The organism is Flagellimonas lutimaris (assembly GCF_051494225.1).
GTDB lineage: Bacteria > Bacteroidota > Bacteroidia > Flavobacteriales > Flavobacteriaceae > Flagellimonas > Flagellimonas lutimaris_A.
Window position 1 is genome coordinate 176,337 of the sequence record NZ_JBNPYE010000002.1, and the last position, 21,061, is coordinate 197,397.

At 41.6% G+C, this 21,061-nt stretch carries 7 protein-coding genes; 3 read left to right on the forward strand and 4 right to left on the reverse strand.

Annotated features, from left to right (window positions below; genetic code table 11):
• Positions 1 to 36: 36 nt before the first annotated feature.
• The 4 genes from ACQQ5U_RS06040 to ACQQ5U_RS06055 all read right to left on the reverse strand — a co-directional run bounded on the left by ACQQ5U_RS06040 (position 37) and on the right by ACQQ5U_RS06055 (position 2,821).
• Positions 37 to 240 carry a DUF6327 family protein gene (locus tag ACQQ5U_RS06040; protein ID WP_437396081.1) on the reverse strand — a complete coding sequence of 68 codons (204 nt, stop codon included), beginning with the start codon at positions 238 to 240 and terminating at the stop codon, positions 37 to 39.
• The gene (locus tag ACQQ5U_RS06045; protein ID WP_437396082.1) at positions 237 to 587 is read right to left on the reverse strand and encodes a hypothetical protein; all 351 of its coding nucleotides are present in this window, start codon (positions 585 to 587) and stop codon (positions 237 to 239) included. The genes ACQQ5U_RS06040 and ACQQ5U_RS06045 overlap by 4 nt, the downstream gene beginning before the upstream one ends.
• Positions 588 to 590: 3 nt before the next feature.
• Positions 591 to 821, reverse strand: a complete 231-nt coding sequence (locus ACQQ5U_RS06050) for a YtxH domain-containing protein (protein ID WP_437396083.1) — start codon at positions 819 to 821, stop codon at positions 591 to 593.
• A 314-nt stretch (positions 822 to 1,135) separates the two neighbouring features.
• Positions 1,136 to 2,821 carry a glutamine--tRNA ligase/YqeY domain fusion protein gene (locus ACQQ5U_RS06055; protein ID WP_437396084.1) on the reverse strand — a complete coding sequence of 562 codons (1,686 nt, stop codon included), beginning with the start codon at positions 2,819 to 2,821 and terminating at the stop codon, positions 1,136 to 1,138.
• Positions 2,822 to 3,086: 265 nt separating this feature from the next.
• Here ACQQ5U_RS06055 and ACQQ5U_RS06060 point away from each other — a divergent pair, with 265 nt between their 5' ends.
• From ACQQ5U_RS06060 to ACQQ5U_RS06070, 3 genes are read left to right on the forward strand one after another with little or no spacing between them, the layout of a single operon-like run.
• Entirely contained in the window at positions 3,087 to 5,342 is a 2,256-nt protein-coding gene (locus ACQQ5U_RS06060) for a gliding motility-associated C-terminal domain-containing protein (RefSeq protein WP_437396085.1), read from the forward strand.
• A 6-nt stretch (positions 5,343 to 5,348) separates the two neighbouring features.
• Positions 5,349 to 7,424: a PorP/SprF family type IX secretion system membrane protein gene (locus ACQQ5U_RS06065; RefSeq protein ID WP_437396086.1), complete on the forward strand. Its 2,076-nt coding sequence runs from the start codon at positions 5,349 to 5,351 to the stop codon at positions 7,422 to 7,424.
• Between the two features lie 11 nt (positions 7,425 to 7,435).
• A complete protein-coding gene (locus tag ACQQ5U_RS06070) occupies positions 7,436 to 21,049 on the forward strand; it encodes a T9SS type B sorting domain-containing protein (protein ID WP_437396087.1) in 13,614 nt (4,537 codons plus the stop codon).
• The last annotated feature ends 12 nt before the right edge of the window (positions 21,050 to 21,061 follow it).

The window sequence follows — 21,061 nt, forward strand, 5'->3', positions numbered from 1 at the left end:
TAAATTAGTTTGAAAACAGTGTGCTAATCCAGTTTCTTAATCAATTTTTTTTGCGATTAACGAAATAGCAACTTTTTGAAGCAAAGGCGCCAGACCCCCAAGAATATTGCTTGGATATAGTTCCTCTTTGGTATTCTGGAACGCCAACTTTACCTTTTCCTCTTCAATTTGTCTTTGCAATTTCAAAATTTTGAGGTCGCGGTCAATTTCTTTGAATGATGTGTATTGTGCTTGAATCATAGTTCATCAAAATAAAATTTAGAAAACTTCTTTAAGAGCGGCTTTTCAATTTTGCTCCGTAACAAGAAGAGTGTTATACCCATCGGTACATAAAAGCCTCCTACAATTAAAAAGCCTTCTGCCGTATTGCCCAGCATTGTACCAAACCAAAAAGCGGCGCTTAATGAAAGTAACAGTAGGGTGATAGATACAATTCCACCAATTATAAGAACCTTGGTGGCCATGGTTATGCCCTTCATCATGGATCGAAAACTTTGGAGCTTATAAATATCCAAACTGTTTTTTACGTAGGACCTTACCCCTTCTTCCACATGATATATCTGTTCTTTAATTTCTTCAAAGGCCATATGTTACTTCTGTAGTTGGCCGTTCTTTTCTCTTAAATCTTCAGCCTTGTAGCTCATGTTGGATAATGTATCTTCAAGCTTTTCCTCAAACTCTACTTTTTTGGCATCGGCACTTTTTTTAATTTTCTTTCTTGTTTTCTTTCCCTTATCAGGTGCGTAGAGAATTCCAATTCCAGCCCCTACAACTGCCCCAGTTAATAATGCGGTTAATACGTTTCCAGTGTTATTTGACATAATATTTTGCTTTTGATTAAACTTCAGTTAAAAATCAAACAGGTCACATATTAATCGCTCCGACTGCATAACCTAATTGATTTACTCCAATGTAAGGGAAGGAAAACGCAATGGTCGATTCAATCGCTCTAAACCTTGACGCGTTAGCTAAATTTTGAACAAATATTGCGTTTTAGCCCTTTAAAAGGTGTTTTGTAGTCGAACAGGGCTAACTGGTCCCAAAGAATAAAAAGTGTGGGGATAGCGTCCCTAAAGAACCCTTTCTTAATAAGATTTTCCAATGGTCACAACAATTAAAATAAGAAAATATTATGCTAGCTTTTTTGCTCTAACTTCGCCCAAGTATCCCTTAAAGTCACAGTTCTGTTGAACACAAAATTTTCGGAAGTAGAATCCTTGTCAACATTAAAATAACCCAATCGTTGAAACTGTACTCGATCACCAACTTTGGAATCCTTTAAGCTCGGTTCTAAATAACCAGTAACCTTTTGTAGAGAATCAGGATTAACAAAATCCATAAATTCCTTATCCTTATGACTGTCTGGAGTGGGATCAGAAAACAATCGATCGTACAATCTAACCTCAGCGGTAATGGCGTGTGAAATGGAAACCCAATGTAGCGTTCCTTTTACTTTTCGCAAACTTTCCTCTGTTCCCGAACCACTTTTACTTTTAGGGTCGTACGTACATTGCACTTCTATAATATTCCCCTCATCATCTTTAGTACAGCTTTCTGCCTTGATGATGTACCCGTTTTTCAAACGGACTTCGCCTCCAAGTTTTAGCCTAAAGAACTTTCTATTGGCCTCTTCTCTAAAATCTTCTTGTTCGATATAAAGCTCACGCGAAAATGGAACCTTTCTACTTCCTGCAGACGGGTCTTCAGGATTGTTCTCTGCCTCCAGCCATTCTTCTTCTCCTTCTTCATAATTGGTAAGCACAACCTTCAAAGGATTAAGTACGCCCATTACACGTGGTGCAATTTTATTAAGGTGTTCCCTAACATGGAAATCCAATAAAGAAACATCCACAACATTCTCTCGTTTCGCAATTCCAATTGTATCCGCAAAATTTCTGATAGATTCAGGGGTAAATCCTCTTCTTCGCAATCCAGAGATTGTAGGCATTCTGGGGTCGTCCCAACCATCGACCACATTTTTTTCAACCAATTGAAGCAATTTACGCTTGCTCACAACGGTATGACTAAGGTTCCTGCGAGCGAATTCACGTTGTTTTGGGCGTAATTTATCAGAAGATACCACTTGGTCCAAAAACCAATCATAAAGCTCTCTGTGAGGCAAGAACTCCAATGTACACAAGGAGTGAGAGACTTGTTCTATATAATCACTTTCCCCATGAGTCCAATCGTACATGGGATAAATACACCAATCGGTATTTGTTCTGTGGTGTGCCTTGTGCAATATTCGATACATAACCGGGTCGCGCATCAACATGTTGGATGAAGCCATATCGATCTTGGCCCTCAACACATGTTCCCCGTCCTTAAACTCCCCTTCTTTCATCCCTTTAAAAAGCTTTAAATTCTCCTCAATGGAGCGACCTCTATAGGGGCTTTCCTTTCCTGGTTCTGTTGGTGTACCTTTTTGGCTAGCTATTTCTTCTGAAGATTGGCTATCCACATAGGCTTTGCCATTTTTTATGAGCTTTACCGCCCACTCATATAATTGTTGAAAGTAGTCTGAAGCATAACATTCCGTATCCCACTCAAAACCAAGCCATTCAACATCACTTTTGATGGCCTCAACATACTCCTTTTCCTCTTTTGCCGGGTTGGTATCATCAAAACGAAGATTAACTGGCGCATTATACCGGAGTCCCAGACCAAAATTGAGACATATTGAACTTGCGTGTCCAATATGCAAGTAGCCATTTGGTTCTGGAGGAAAACGGAACCTCAAGTCATTCTGTGTGTAACCCTTTGTAAGGTCCTCCTCAACAATGTGTTCTATAAAATTGAGCGATCTAGCTTCTTCTGACATACCAGTTATTTGATGCGCAAATGTAGTAAAATCCCATGTTGATAGCTATTTTTAGGGCTTCTGTGTATACAAAGTAGGCGATTTCACAACACTTTTCCCTTAGCCTACAACAATATCTTTCCATTCGTCGAAATTAGAGACATATTTGTTATTGGAATACTATATGAAAAAGAGACGCCTGAACAACGTCTTTTGAACGAATTACAATTAAGGGGCACAAACTAACAGGGCTATATGGCCCATAACCTCTTAAAAACTAACGGTGATGAAAAGTAATTCAACGTATAGCATTCTGGTTCTTGCCTTGGCTTTTGTGCTGCTTGGCGCCTTTGGCGTACAAGCTCAAGTACTAAATCAGCCAACGCCAGCAGATAACCCCAACCTTGCGGGAAACTCCGCATGGACCGCAGTATGCGCTTCGGGTGGCTTTAACGAATATTTTGTAAACTTTACGTGGGATCCTCCATTGGTGGCGAGTGATAATGAATTTATCCTTGAACTATCGGATGCTAACGGCTATTTCGCCTCTCCCACCGAACTTGCAAAGGTCAGCGATAAGAATACTGTCTTTGACTTTGAATTTAAGTTTGCTCTTCCCTCAGATATGAGAGGAGATAACTTTAAAATGAGGGTTCGAAGTACGAATCCTGCCAAAACAAGTCCGGCTTCCGAGGCATTCTCGATGTACTTTATCGACTACAATTCACCGTTATTGATCAGCGAAAACGGAAGTGGAACAATTCCGTCTGGGGGCCTAATACAATTGTGTGGCGGAGGTTCTGTAACCCTTAAACCCCACAACATTCCAAATGCCGAAAGTTATATCTATAACTGGTACCGCAGTGGAACATTGCTGGCAACAAAATCAGAAAGCATCACCGTATCTGAGCCAGGCATGTACTATGTGGAATTGGATTATGGGGATTGTTCCGGTTCTGCAAACACCTTGTCCAATACCATAGAAATCTCTACCGGGACCAGCTCTGGCCTAACCATCAATGGTGAAAATAACATTGAGGTCTGTCCAGGAGAAACCTACCAACTGGAAGCCAGCATTACCGGTCTGGGATTGACATACACTTGGTATAAGGATGGAGCCATAATAAGCGGCCCAACCGTGGATGGAAGCACCTATACCGTGGATGCAAGCACTGCTGGATTTGAAGGCTCTTATGAAGTTGAAGTAAGCGGCTCAGGAATTTGTAAGGAATTATCAGCACCCGTAACCGTATCAAGTTCAGGCTCTTTCGAAATTAGCCTAAACAATGCGGAAAATATAGTGCTGCTTCCTTCTCAAACCAAAACCTTATCTGTTAGTACTACCGCAACCAGCGCTACATACCAGTGGTTCAAGGATGGTTCGGTTGTCGCGGAGGCCACAAGCAGCTCCCTAAATATTAATCAGGTAGGAGAGTACCATGTAGAAGTTACCGAAAATGGCGGGCCATGTACCCCCGCCCCTTTAGCTTCAGCAACAACCACAGTTGTTTCCCCAGACTCATTTGGGTTTGTAGTGGATTATGTTGGCAACTATTCCTCCTGTGAGAGTGTTGATGCAACTCTAAGCCTAACAACCATAAATGCGATAAGCAACAACGGAGCCACAACCGATGTGACTGCAGATTTACAAAACTCCTTTAACTATCAATGGAAATTGAATGGTAGTGATGTTTCAGGAGAAACGTCGAAAACCATTACGATATCCAATCAAGAAGATAATGGTGACTATGCTTTATATGGTACTATTGATGCTTTCGAGGCATCATCCATTAGTCTACAAGTAAAGCTTGCATCCAACGAATCGCTTCAAATAACCGCCAATGGTAGTATTTTGTGTGAAGGAGGAGAAGCCATTGTTCTTGAGAGCACTACAGACTTAACCAATGAATCTTTCGAATGGAAGAAAGATGGAACAGTCGTTGATTCATCATCTGAAATCTTATCTATTAGCGAAACAGGTGTTTATCAGCTCGTTATCACTTCCAACGAATGTCCATTGGTATCCAACGAAATAACCATTAGCGACTTCGATGAATCACTATTGGTGCTGGACAAATCCAAAGACCTCATTATTATTGAGGGAGAGACCCAAACTCTTACCGCAAGTGGTGCAGATTCCTATGAATGGTTTGATGCCGGTAACAACCTAATTTCTTCAAGCAGTTATTACGACTTTACAGAAGAAGGGGAGTACCTGTTGATCGCCAGTTTCGGAACGTGTACCGTTAGCAAGGTGATTACTGTTACCTACAGGGATATGTTCGCCATACCTAATGTTATTACCGCCAATGGCGACGGTATCAACGATTTATGGGTATTGCCAAACACATATTCCAGAGATCCAAATGTTCTTATCACCATATTCAATGAGCGGGGAGAACAGGTATTTAGCCAGGCCGGCTATGAAAACAATTGGCCACAATCCACCACATCTTTTAACAAGCAAAGTATGATTTTCTATTACAAGATCACTCGCGGTGGAAAAAGTCTAAAACAAGGAACCATCACTGTTATTAAATAAGCAGCAATGCAGACCACAAAACCTCTACTACTACTTACCATCTTGCTACTTGCCTTCTCCGGAATGAGAGGACAGGAAGAAGGAAACTATGTGCCTTATAATGTGCCTTCACAAAACCTTTTAAAGTTTAACAGGTTTTTATTGAACCCAACGTTTTCCACGGTAAGGGAGGACAAGTCGTACATTAACCTTTTTCATAGAAACCAGTCGGTATCTTTTGATGACAACAATCAGGTTTACTTCTTGAGCTATAGTGGTAGAGTGAGCGATAGAAGTGGAGTTGGTATAAGCTTATTTACCAATCGAGAAGGGTTGTTCAACAACTTTGGTGTACACGCCAACTATGCTTATGGCGTGAGGTTGAGCCCAAAAAGCACCTTCACTTTTGGAGCAAATGTTAGTTACTATCAAAGTGCCTTTAATCAAGACAGGGCAAACTCCGTTGAGGTAGATCCTTTTTTAAACACTTTAGAGAGTAGTTCCCTAGTAAGCTTTCAACCTGGTTTCAACTTATCCATAGGTAAATTCGATATTGGAGGATTTGCAGAAAATCTTTTTGACTACAACTTAAAAACCAGTGAATCGGTTACCGATTTTAACGAAAAAACATATTCTGGACACCTACAATATACCCATCAGTTTGAAAATGGAAGGGGAATCATGGAAAGTGCTCGCTTGATGCCCTTGGCAAGAGTGCGCAAGGTAGGCGAGGAAAATATAACCCTTGGCGGAAATCTTATCCTTGACTTGCCCAAACTAGGCTGGGTTCAAGCCGGCTACGACGACTTCTATGGGGCATCTGCAGGCCTAGGGTTCAACCTTACCAAAAACATCTCCCTGGGATATACTGTGGAAAAGGGCTTGTCCAACGAGTTTGAAAACTTTGGTGTAACCCACGAAATCTCATTGGCATACTCCTTTACACCCAACCTAACCGAAGATCGAGTAATGCTGGAAAAAGAAGGTGAAGAATTGGTTTCGAATGAGGAAGATGTACCACAAGATAGCGTAAACATTACTAAAAAAGACATAGAAATTGCTCAATTAAAAGATAAACTGGCCGAGAACGACGCTATTTTGGATGAATTGTTAATGCGTCAAGATTCCATAGAATCAACCCGCAAACAAGACTTGGAAAGACGCTTTGAAACCGTCATGAAAATGGTTCAGCGTGAAACAAGGGGTCAAAATCCTGCTCTGGAGCAAAAAGCCAAGGAGGTCTACTTTGCCAATATGGATAGTGCCGATATCGTTTCTAGAAGAAAACAGCCTTTGGCCAACCACGGATTGTCCAACAATACATCCACCAAAAAAGTAATTAAGATTAACGAAGCTAAGGACAATACCACAACAACGTATGCATCCAATTCCAAGGTCAAAAAAGATAAGACCTATAGGCCCATAAAAAACAAAAGAGCTCAGTTTAAATCCCATACAGTCCCCAATGTGGAAAGTGGGCATTACCTAATTGCGAATGTGTTCAAAAACCCTGACAATGTAGATGCGTTTATTGAAAAATTGCGCGCTCAGGGCATCGAAGCAAACTACTTTGTAAACCCTAAAAATGGTCTTAATTACGTTTATATAGGCGATTTCAACACTAAAAATGATGCATTAAAGGCCTACCACACCAAAATGGATGGCAAATATCAAGGAGATGCTTGGGTGATGAATGTAAGCGGTAGTGCATCACCTATTGCCGGTTATACGAATACGGCAATCGCATCCAACTCAAAATACAACAACAATATCCTTTCCAAAAATGTGGCAAACAACCTCATGGACAAAGGAAACAAACATGTAGTAATCAGTACCCAATCTGGAAACGGACTGCCAGAAGGATACTACATTATTGCCAACGTATTCGATAACTCGAAAAGCGCAAAAGAGTTTGTTAAAGAACTTAACGCAAGAGGTTTGCACGCAAGCTACTTTATTAGTCCACAAGACAAACACAGGTATGTGTACTTAAAAAAACATGAAACCTGGAACAATGCCTTGACCTCTTATTACACCAAACTAAACGCTTCGTATAACGACGATATGTGGATTATGCGAATTAAATCAAACACAACCATTTAACCACCATGCTTATGAAAACATCACTACTCAGGTGGGGCACAACAATTTGTATATTCTTATTTGCATATACAGGTATATCTCAGATAAAAAACAACTTTGATGTTCGTTACGAGAACAAACTCAAAGGAGATCTCACTTTTATTGCCAACAATATTGTAAATAGGGATGAGGGCGGATATTCGCCAGAAGATCCTTATAACGCAACAGGTTCTTCTTCGGAGTACAATGACAGGTTGAACATGCAGTATATTGACATTGATGGAGATGCTTCTACCTTCAGTTCAAGTAGTGCAACCTTATCAGTACCAGACCCTAGTTGTTCTCAAATTAGATATGCCGGGCTATATTGGTCTGCCGTATATAATGAAAGTGATCGAAGTGACTTCAATCAAGTAAAATTTAGAATGCCCGGCGGTTCTTATGTGGATTTGACCGCTGACGAAATTTTGTTTGATGGCTATAATGACGCTGATTTCGGATATTATAGTCCATATGCTTGCTATAAAGATGTTACGTCCATGGTAACCTCACTTGCCAACCCTGACGGTGAATACTTTGTGGCAAATGTAAGGGCCAGTTCAGGAGAGAGCATCCAAGGTGGTGTTTCCGGTGGTTGGACCATGGTCGTGGTTTATGAAAACCCAACGTATCCAGGTAAGTTCATTACGACCTTTGATGGTTATGCCGGTATTAAGTCGGGACAAACTGTAGATATTCCGTTCAGCGGATTTACAACACTTCCTTCACCATTTCCAGTAAATGCCAAATTAGGCGTTGCAACACTTGAGGGTGATAACAAAATAGAAGGAGATCAATTGTCCATCAAGGCAGATAGTAATGCTTCCTTTACAACACTATCGAATACCGTGAACCCTTCGGATAACTTTTTCAATAGTAATATTACCATTGAGGAAAATATCATAACAACCAGAAACCCAAACAGTACCAACACTTTGGGATGGGATGTGGATCTTTTTACGATTCTTAACCCCAGTAATTCTGTCATTCCCAATGATGAGACTGGGGCTACTTTTAGAGCTTCTTCTACACAAGACAAGTACGATATCTTCTTTACCTCATTGGATGTAGAAATCATAGAACCCAAGATAAACCTAGCTAAAACAATCGAAGATATTGCGGGTAACGACATTACGGGACAAGGAGTACATCTTGGTCAATATTTGGACTATGTGCTTACTTTCGAAAATGTGGGTAACGATGATGCCGTAAACTATACCATTAGGGACGTACTTCCTATTAATGTGACCCTTGATGAATCGAGTATCACCATGCCGGCCGGTGTAACTTATACTTTCGACCCGGCAACCCGTACTATTATATTCACTATACCAGATAGTATTGTAGAAGAGAATGACCCAGCTTCAACCATACGTATGCGGGTACAAGTAGCTGAAAACTGTTTTGATTTTATCGACGCATGTACCGATATCATTCAGAATTTGGCCTATTCTACATACAGCGGTGAATTAAATACTGCTTCAATAACCGACGACCCCAGTGTTTATGATTTTGATGGTTGTGGATTTCCTTCTCCGGGAGCTACTAACTTTCTTTTAGATGACCTTAGCGCCTGTAACTTCTCAAGAACGGTACAATTGTGCGGTGATGACGTATTACTTGACGCCGGAGATAATTTTGACAACTACATTTGGTATAGGGATGTAAACGGAAACAATACTATCGATGTTGGTACCGATACCGTAATCACCGACAGTGATTCCGACAACGACCCAAGTACTATTTTGGTAAGCGAAACAGGAACTTATTTGGTAGACAAGCAAGTGGCCGATCCCTGTAAAGATTTCATGGAAATCATTATAGTTGAGTTGTTTGGTTCTGTACAATCCAACCCGATTACGGCATTGATCAACGACACCTCCAACACCATTGACGGCGCCATAGAAATATGTCCCAACGATGGTAGTGAGCTTCCGGAAATATTCTTGTGCGGACTTAACGATACCGAACTTATCCAAATAAACATCCCAGATGCAACAAGCATCGTTTGGGAACAATTGGATGAAGCAAGTTGCGGTGCAGCCACAGACGGCTGTGCCAATACCAATGCCAGTTGTACATGGAACACGGTGGACACGGGCAACGACTTTTTAGCATCAAATACAGGTCAATACAGATTGGTAATCAACTATCAAAATGGATGTTTTAGTAGGTTCTACTTCAATATCTACAAAAATCCTTTAGATCCCCAATACACCTCTAGGGATATTATTTGTGATACAGATGGTAACATTACCGTAACCAATGTACCCTTAACTTATGAGTTCCAGCTTGTAGATCAAGTTACCGGAAATGTACTTGTTCCTTATGGTCCAAGTCCAAGTTTTGATATTGCCAACAATGGCGCCTACATGGTGGAAATAAGACAACAAGGTGTTACGGACGGTTGTGTCTTTGTATTGGACAATATTGGTATTTTGGAAAGGGATTTTCAAGTGGATATTACCTCCCAAGATTTGTACAACTGTACAGGTTTGGGAGAAATAGCGATCTCTGTTCTAAATGTTGAAGCCCAATACTATTATGAAATATCCTCTGGCGGAGTTGTTGTGGACACTCACGGGCCATCAATCGATAACAACTATACCTTCGAAAATTTAAACGATGGAACTTACGATGTTACGGTTACCACAGACGACGGATGTACTTATACAGAACAAGTTATTATTGAAGACTTAGTGGATTTGGAGCTAACCGCCAGAGTTTCCCAACATATTACCTGTAAAGAAGGTAATATATTAATGGAATCCACAGGTGGTAAAACCCCTCACCTATATGCCATTTGGTCTTACATTGACGAAGATGGTAATACCGTGACGTCCTATCCTTCAGTTACAGATATTCCCGCTTCAGAATTTCAAACTAGTCAAATCTTTGATATTTATGATCCAGGACAGTACACTTTTGCAGTAATCGACAGATACAACTGTTATGACATTTCCAATACAGTTACGATTGAATTTAGACCTGCTGCGGATTTTGATCCAACCACGGTTACCGATGTTTTGTGTAACGGTGATGCTACAGGTTCAATTTCCTTTAACCTAATCAACAGTAACGGTTATCAATTAACCTTTTATCTCTTTGACGCCACAGGATTTGACGAGGAAAATTACGATTATGCTGATGCGCTGGCAACCAACGCCTCAGGAAACTTTCCTTCTTTGGCAGATGGGGATTATGTTGTGGTAATCAACCAACGCAAAGGAAGTGCGTCTTGTGATTACTTTGAATACCACACAGTATCCGCACCGGGCACAACTTTGGATGGCGATGCTGTTTTGGTTCAGGAATACTCCTGTTCAGATGGCGGAATTATAGAAGCACAGAATGTAACGGGAGGAACCGCTCCCTACGAATACAGTATTGATGGGGTAAACTTTGTTAGTTCCCCAAACTTTTCCAACTTAACTGATGGAACATACACTATTACCATAAGAGATGACAATGGTTGTACTTTCACAGATTCAGTTACCATTGATCCGTTGAATCCACCAACGGATATCGATTTTTCAACTACGGACCCGCTTTGTCCAACCTTTACCTCGGATGTTACCTTGACCGTAACAGGAGGAGAGCCTGACTTGGTATACGAAATAGTTTCTCCTGCAGGAAGTGCAGTAAACAATGGAACCAACAACACATTTACCGACTTGGCTCCAGGAACTTATCTCTTCAGGGTAACGGATGATAGTGATTGTTTCTATGAGGAAAGCTTTACCCTTGCGCCAGTAACCGAAATTTCGGTTACCGCTCAAGTAGTGAGCAACATATCTTGTTTTAACGATCCTAATCCAAATGGTGAATTACAATTCAATATAGGTAACTTCAATACAGATTACAATTACACGGTTACCGGTCCAGCGAACTTTTCGGGAACAAACGAAACCAACAATACTATTTCTCTTACTGGATTGGCCGAAGGAACATACACCATTACAGTAACTGACAACCTTACCAATTGTACGGACACCACCGATGTAACTATTGCTGCGCCGACAGCTGCCCTTGATGCAACACCAACAGTTGTACAACCAACTTGTTTAGTTGATGGTTCAGTAAACATAGTAGCTACAGGAGGATGGGGAAGTTATACTTACGAAATTACAGCAGGTCCAGCCACTTTTGGTCCACAAAACAATGGATTGTTCACAGGATTGACCCTTGGCGGAACCTATACATATACCGTTACCGATGCCAATGAATGTGAATTCACGGACACCTTTACCATTATTGAGGCCGTAGCTCCAGAATTGACAATTGATCCCAACAATGTTTGCTATGATGATGCCACAGGCTTGACCTTGACCGCCAATGTTACTGCTGGTGGCGACGGAAACTTTGAATACAGTTTGAATGGAGGCCCATTCGGAACAAGCAATGTGTTTACAGGTCTGGCACCTGGGGATTATACCATTGATGTTAGGGATGGCAACGATTGTACCGATACTGCATCCATTACCATTGACCCAGAGCTTAGTGTTGTGGCTTCTGCCCCGAATATTACCGCCTGTGCTACAGATACCGACGTGACCATTACCGCTGCCGGTGGCGATGGAAATTATGTGTATGCCGTCGTTGCAGATGGTGTAACGCCAATTGATTCAGACTTTGGAGCAACAAACCCAATTACGGTTACAGGTGCAGGTGATTACGATGTGTATGTAAGAGATAATGGTGGTGCTTCCGGATATTGTGAAGCTACTTACGACATTACTATCATTCAAGATGACCCACTGGCCATCACACCAAATATCACCGATGTTAGTTGTAATGGAGGTTCCGATGGAAGCATTGTATTGAATATGACCGGAGGAGAAGCTCCCTATATGTACAGCATTGATAACGGTGCAACGTATCAAACGTCAAATACTTTTGTTAACCTACCAGCTGGCACTTACGATATTAGTGTAACCGATATCAACAATTGTCCGGTTACAACTCAGGTTACTATTACAGAACCGGATCCTATTGTTGCCGAGGCAGAAATTACCCAAGATTACACCTGTACACAATTGGGTGAAATTACTATAGGAAGCATTACACCGACCACAGGTGGTTCAGGAAGTTATGAGTACAGTTTAAATGGAGGTGCATGGACCACTTCTACCGTATTTACCGGCTTGGAAGATGGCACTTATACTATTCGTGTACGGGATGCCAATCAAGTGGATTGTTTTATCACTCTTCCAGATGAAATTATTGTTCCTCTTCCCACAGAACCAACCTTGAGCACAACCGTTGCTTACAATTGTGATGGAACAGCTGACGTTACCGTGCTTCCTTTGGATGCATCGTATACCTATAGTTTAGATGCTGGTGCCCCACAAGCAAGCAATGTTTTCAGTGGAGTTGCTCCAGGAACACACACTGTTGAGGTAGATTATGGAAGCGACTGTACAGTTACAACCACTGTAATTGTTGAACCAGGATATGCTTTTGATGGTGCCATCACATCTTATACAGATTTAACTTGTAACAGTGCCGGTGATGGAAGCATCACTTTTGAAGTTGAAAACTTTGATTCTGGAATTGGATTTACATATCAAGTGAACGGTGGAACCGTTTCTGGTACCCAAACAACCAGTCCAATTACCATTTCTGGTCTTGCAGCAGGTGATTATGAAATTGTCATTGTTGACCTTAGAGATCCTGCATGTTCCGTTACATTGAACCAAACATTGACACAGCCTGATGTGTTGGATGTTATTGCTTCTATTACTAATGAGCTTACATGTACCAATGGAGGAGCAACCATTACTGCTACCGCTACGGGAGGTACACCAGCCTATGAATATCAATTGGAAGATACTATAGGAACAGTTATAACTGCCTACCAATCATCCAATGTGTTTACTGGATTGGCCGATGGTAACTACGTAATCAGGGCAAGGGATGTAAACCTTTGCGAGGATACAACACCTATTACCGTTGATCCTACTGAAATCATTGCGTTTGACTTAACACCAACCGTGTGCTATAGTGGAAACAATGATGGAAGCATTCAAGTGGATGTTACCAGTGGAAACGGTAACTATCAATTCAGTATAAATGGTGGTGCTTGGATTACTCCTTCACCAGTAAATGCAACAACATATACGTTCAACAACCTAACTGCTGGAACATATACCATTGATGTACGCGACCAATATGGTTGTGCAGTTCAGGATACAGCAACAATCAACCCCGCTTTAACAGCTTCAGCTTTCCTTGATAGCGATTTAACTTGTTTGGACGATGCAACAATTACCATTAACGCAAGTGGTGGTAGTGGTTCATATTCCTATGAATGGTCCGATGATGGAGGTGCTACGTACAGTTCAACTGGATTCACAGGAAATGTGTTCAATACTAATACCGATGGAACCTATATCTTCCAAGTAACTGACACGGAAGGTTGTACTATAACCACCAACAGTATTATAGTGACTCCGGCCACTCAACCCGTAATAAGCAGTGTTACACCAACAGATATCTTGTGTAATGGCGAAAGTACCGGTGCATTGGATGTTGTAATTGATACCTCCGTTGGAGTTCCACCTTATACCATTAATGTATACGAGACAATTAGTGGTACAGATTATGGAACACAAACCACAGGATTGCCTGCAGGAAATTATGAGGTAACAGTTACGGATTCCAAAGGTTGTGTGTCGGATCCATTCCCAGTAGTAATTTCTGAGCCAACACCAATAACATACACCACTTCAGATGTTCCAATTACTTGTGATGACGTATTTGGAGTAACCAATCCTGGTTCCATTACGGTGTCAGGAGTGTCAGGGGGTACAGCAGAATACACCTATATTCTAACAGCTAACAATGGTATTGCTCCACAAACATATACTACCACATCTGGTGCTAGAGACCACACATTTACGGTATTGGAGTTTGGTATCTATCAAGTGGATGTAGTGGATGCCAATGGATGTGCTTCATATACAACAGAAATTATTTCATCTCCACCAGATGATTTGGATATTGATGTAAGTACACTTACCGCTGATTGTGTTACGGGAGGTACGGCCATAGTTACTGTGGACGCTGCCGTAGGAAGTGGCAACTACGAGTTTGCCATCCTAGAACAATATACAGCTCCTTATGTAGATGATCCTGCAAATGACTATGTAGGACCCGATATTGTAGGAGGGTATACACGAACTTTTACAGGACTTACGCCAGGTATTACATACACCTTCGTAGTGTATGACACCACAACAAACTGTTATTATTTTGAAGAAGCAGATGCGCCTATAGATACGCCATCTTCCATGACGGCCAACTTGGATGCCATAAACAATGTAAGTTGTACTGGTGCTGATAATGGTAATATATCTTTTACTTTCACAGGATTTGATAGTGGCGCAACTGATGTTCAATATGAAATTTTCAACAGGCAGTCCAATACAAGTACAGGATATTCCGGTAACGCTACCGTAAACCCTCCTACTTCGGTAACCATTGACAATTTTGGTTCTTTGCCTCCTGGTGAATATTATTTGTTGCTCACAGAAATTGGAGGTTCAAACCCAGGATGTTCCGTAAGTGGTGGGGAATTCACCATCCGTGAATCTGCCAATCCTTTGGATTTGGATGTGGCCAGTCCACAAAATGATAACTGTAACCCAGATGCGGGTGTAATTACTGCTTCAGGCCGTTATGGTACAGCTCCCTATACCTATCAATATTTATTGAGCACAGACCCTGCACCAACAGCTTCAAGCGCGGGTTGGACAAGCGATACCAGTGCCAATGTAGAAGCTGGGGATTACATTGTTTATGTGATGGATGCCTATGGATGTATCGTTCAAAAACCTATTACGGTTGATGAAGATCCAAGCCCTGAAATATCCATTGCAATTGTAGATGAGTGTGTAGATGAAGGCTTATTTGAAGTAATGGTAACTTTGGATAATCCAGCCCTTGCCATGGCACCTTTCCAAATCAGTGTAAATGGTTCGGCATTCCAGAATTTTACCTTTGATGGAAGTAATCAATATCTGATTTCTGGATTAAGTTCAGGATTGGGTCAAACTGTTGCCGTAAGAGACCTAAACGGATGTATTGATACCGAAACCTTCGATATTCACCCACCACTAGAATTCAACGTAATTCAAACCGTTGCTTTGGATTGCGAGCCTGGTACTAATGCCTATGCCGAACTAGAAATAGAAGTGATTTCAGGATCAGGAAGTTATGAGTATATAATAGATGGACCGGGAACTGCATATGATGAAACAAGGGCGGTACTTGTTCTGGATGCTGACAACAAATTTGTTTGGACTGGAGCCGGTGTAGCTGGAAGCTACGATGTAATCGTGTTCGATATGGGCACTGCACCACCTAACTGTCCCAAAACAATTACGATAGATGTGCCTGAGGCACCTCAGCCATCCTTTACATCTACTTTCACAGATGTTACATGCTTTGGGGCTGATGACGGAACCATTTCTGTACAAGCAGTGGACAACGGTATCGGACCATATACATTTGAAATCATTGCAGCTTCTGATGGGTCTATTAGCGTGCCAATTGCACCCACTAGTACTACGGCCACTACGGCCACCTTTACAGGTTTAGAAGGTTCCGCTGTAGGTGTTGATTATGATATTCAAGTAACCGCTGCAAATTATTGTACGGATACTGAAACCATAACAATCACAGAACCCGACCCAATTGCTTTAACAGCAGATGTGTTGGAATTCAGTTGTACAGTAGGTAACAACTCCAACAACGCTACCATTACTGTAGATACTGCTACCATAAGTGGAGGCAGCGGAAACTATGTCATTTATGAATTTATCAACGATGCTGGTTCCGTTGTGGTTCAATCAGGAAATAATCCTGTTTATACATCAACCGATACAGCAGGTGGAAATTATACCATCAATGTGTATGATGACAATGGTTGTTTGGGAACAACAACTGCGGTTATTGCACCATATGACCAAATTACCAATGCTGTAGCGGCCATTTCAAATCCTTTGAGCTGTACTCCAGGAATGGATGGTGAAATTACCATTACGGTAACTTCGACCTTAGCCGACCCATCACGCTTTGAATATAGTGTGGATAATGGTACTACTTGGGTAAACTCCAATGTGTTCAGTGGTTTGGATGCCGGAACCTATAATTTCATTGTTCGTCATATAGATACTGGCTGTACAGTTTCTACAAGCCAAACCATTACAGACCCTAATACATTCGATATTGATGTAAATGTAGTAAGTGATGTAATCTGTTATGGTACCGCCACTGGCGAAGTAACATTCGAACTTATAGATGCAACTTATACCGGTGGATTCAATTGGACCGTTTACGATGACGGTGGAAATCCAGTAAATAATGGTACTTCTGCTACTACAGGTCCAACTGCACCAATTTCATTGCCTGCAGGAATCTACACCGTTGAAATTTCACAGGATGCATTCCCAGAATGTACCAATGTGGAAGCCTTCAACATTGCAGGACCTAATGCAGCTATCGCCGGTTCCAGAACTGTTACGGACATTACCTGTGTAGAAGATGGTATTATTGAAGTAATCGCTTCAGGTGGATGGGGAGGATATGCTTACTATGTAAGCACAACACCAAACCCCGATCCAAACGATCCATCCAATTATGTACCCACTTCTAGGTTCGAGAACCTTACCGCAGGTACTTATGAAGTTTGGATTATAGATCAAGAAGGGTGTGCTTTACAATTACCCGATGTTGACTTATCCATTCCAGACCCAATTACGGCCACACTACAAGTCAACCAGTCCAATTGTGTGGATTTGCAAGGCGAAATCCAAGTAATGGGTACAACCGGTGGTCAAGGAAGCAACTATAGCTACCAATTGATTAAGGACGGAACCAACTTTGGAGCTCCTCAAACCAGTACTGTTTTCTCTGGATTGGGCGCAGGTTCTTACACCGTAGAAATTACCGATCAGTGGGGTTGTTCCGTAATACTTCCGGGTATCGTGGAATTGACCGATGCCATGACAGCCAATGCTAACGTGGTAAAACAAATTGATTGTACGGTAGATCCAGGTGGACAAATCACTATCAATGTAACTGGTGGTTCCTCTAATTTGGAATACAGTGTTACCTATCCTATCTCAGGAACAACCGTAACCAATACTGATGGTATTTTTACAGACCTTACCGAAGCGGGAGAATACGTATTTACAATCACAGATTTGGATACTTCCGAGCCATGTATCTATGAAGTACGCCAAACATTGGATGATAGAGTTATTCCAGAATTAGTGGATGCATCTATTGTTGATGTAAGCTGTGCGGGAGGTAGCGATGGTAGTATTTTGGCCCAACTAAATCCTGCCACGGCCGTAAACCCACCATACCGATATGCATTGGTTGGGTTGAGCCCTGGTACCTCAAGCAGACCTCTTCAAGATAGTCCCTTGTTCGAGAATCTTCCGGCCGGAGACTATCAGGTACGTGTGGTTTCTGATAGGGAGTGTGAGGACATCAAAACCGAAACCGTTGATGAACCCAATCCCCTGGGTGCTACGGCTACGGCTACGGCCTTTGAATGTACTCCAAGCAATTCTGTGGATGAATCGACCATTACCGTAACTCCTAGTGGAGGCACACCATTTATAGGTCCAGATTCTTATTTGTACAGTTTTGAAGGTAATGGATTCACTTCTGATGCTACATTTGATATAGTGGACGATGGTACAGTACAGACTATCAACTACATTGTAAGGGATGCCAACGGCTGTGAATATCATGATAGTATTACGGTACAACCATTGAATACCTTTACTTTGGATATTGCACAGGATTTAGCCATAACCTGTAACAACCCCGAAAGAGTAATCTTGACCGTTACAGAAACCACTCCTGGTGATACCTATACCATTGAATTATTGCCTGTTGGTAATCCTTATGGATCAATGACGGCTTCAACAACCACAACAGCAACATTTGAGTTGACCGAAGCTGGTACGTATACATTCCGTGCTACCAACGATGTCACAGGATGCTATGTAGAGGAAATCTATACAATTGTTCCATACGACACAATTGACGTAGACATCATAGCGACATCACCTGCAATATGTTTTGATGATGCAGGCGACTTAACAATCGAAGTTACTGGATATAACGTTCCAGGAGCTTATGACTATGATGTATACAGGACGGATGGTACACTTATCGTATCAGGAAGTGAAAACACTTCATCTGGTTCATTAACCATAACCCATCCTGATTTGGTTGGTGGTAATTATTATGTTCAGGTAGAAGCTACCGAAGCACCTTTCTGTACGGCTACTTCCGGTACAGCAACCATAATATCTCCAAGCAGTGAATTGGCGGTTGTTCCAGAGCAAGTGGCCAGTGTTACCTGTACCGATGATATGGGAGAGGTACTGATTGCCCCAACGGGTGGTTATGCTCCGTACGATATCGTATTGACCAATATGACTACAACTCAGTCGTACACCATGAACGATGTAAATAGCTATGTGTTCACTGGATTGTCCGCTGGATCATATGAGGTAAGGGTAACCGATAGTGAAGGTTGTGAGGTCGTTGATAATACTTCTTTGATCTTAGATCCTGTAGATCCAATCACTGCAGATATTGATGCTGCCCCAATTGACCTATTGTGCTATGGTGCCGAAAGTGCGTCTGTTTGGGCACATTCCGTTAGCGGAGGTAGTGGTTCCTATAACTACCAGTTGAATATTTACGAAGACGATACTCCTAGTGCTAATATTATTTTCACTTCTGGTGAACAAGGAAACCCAAGATTCGATAATCTAGGTGCCGGAACTTATAGCATTACCGTTACCGACGGTTGGAACTGTGGTGTGGAAACCCCTAAAGTGACCATTACCGAACCAACTGAGGTTGAGGCTTCCCTTGTTCAAGTAAGCGGAATGACATGTGTCGATGATGCACAGATTATGTTGACTGCAACTGGTGGAACAGCACCTTACTTCTATAGTGCGGATGGAGTCAATTTCTTTGCCATGAACGGTGGGGATACCCATACATTCAATGTTGGCGCAGGGCCATATCAATATTATGTTCGTGATGCCAATGGTTGTGATGCCATGATATCCAACCAAGTTACTGTAGATGAAGTTCCGGAATTAACACTTAATATAGACGAATCGGCAGCATTGATCAACTGTACAGGTGAATCATCCGCAACCATTATTGCACAGGCAACAGGTGGTTTGGGCAACTATAATTATGAATTGTTCAGCGATGCAGCATTGACCAATTTAGTTGATGGTCCACAAGCCAGTGGAACCTTTAACGGTCTTATGGCCGGTGAGTACTATGTAAGAGTAACCAGTGAAGACTGCGTTGAGGTATCACCCGTGATTACCATAGTCGACCCAGAACCATTGGTGGTTGAAAGAGAAGAGTTTACAGATATTACATGTTCAGGAATGAACGACGGTACTATTACTGTTGAAGTGTCGGGTGGAACAGGTGAGATTCTTTACGCAATTTCACCAAATCTAGATCAGTTTGATACGACGAACACATTTACTGATCTAGAACCCGGCATCTATGATGTAATCGCCCAAGATGTGAATGGATGTTTCATCACTTTCCAATTTGAGATTACCCAACCTGAACCTATTGTGGCTGAAGCGATAAACATTTTGGACGAAGTATGTTATGAAAGTGGTGATGGTTCTTTTGAAGTACAGATCTCCGGGGGTACCGCTCCTTACCAAACAAGCTTAAATTCCAGCGCCGATGCAAACTTTGTTCAAGACCAGTTCTTGTTCCAAGATCTAACCGCAGGAACACATGTGGTATTTGTAAGGGATGCCCAAGGTTGTGAAACCAATGTAATTGTTGAGATAGAGCCAGGAGTGAACCTAGCTGCTACCGTAACACCAATTTATGAGTGTACAGGTAACATTCCAGACAATTACTTGGAAATTATATTGGAGGATGAAACTATTGCAAGTGACCTTATCTATGCCTTGGATTCGACAGATCCAGCAGATATGCAATTAACTGCAGACTTTACCAATATGACACCAGGTGATCATTATCTGACCATTGCACATGCCAATGGATGTATGACCACTTATGACTTTAGTATTGAAGCATACGAACCACTTACATTGACGTTGGAGAACAACAACATTAACCAAATAACAGCAATAGCTGAAGGTGGTGTAGAAGATTATACCTTCTATTTCAATGATATCGACAATGGCACGGACAATGTATTCTACATCAACAGAACTGATACATATATTGTAACAGTGGTTGACCAGAACGGTTGTGAAGCTACTGCTGAAATATTTATGGAGTTTATAGATATTGAATTCCCGAACTTCTTTACTCCAGATGGAGATGGATTGAACGATCGATGGATCCCAGATAACATTGAAGGCTTCCCTGACGTACTAATTAAGATTTATGATCGTTATGGTAGAGTAGTGGAAGAGATGACCCGAAACGTTCAAGGTTGGGATGGAAATTATGATGGAAAACCATTGCCAACTGGAGACTACTGGTACGTTGTTCAACTCCAAGGAGCACAGGACGACAGAGAGTTTGTTGGACACTTTACACTGTATCGACAATAACACTTAACCTAC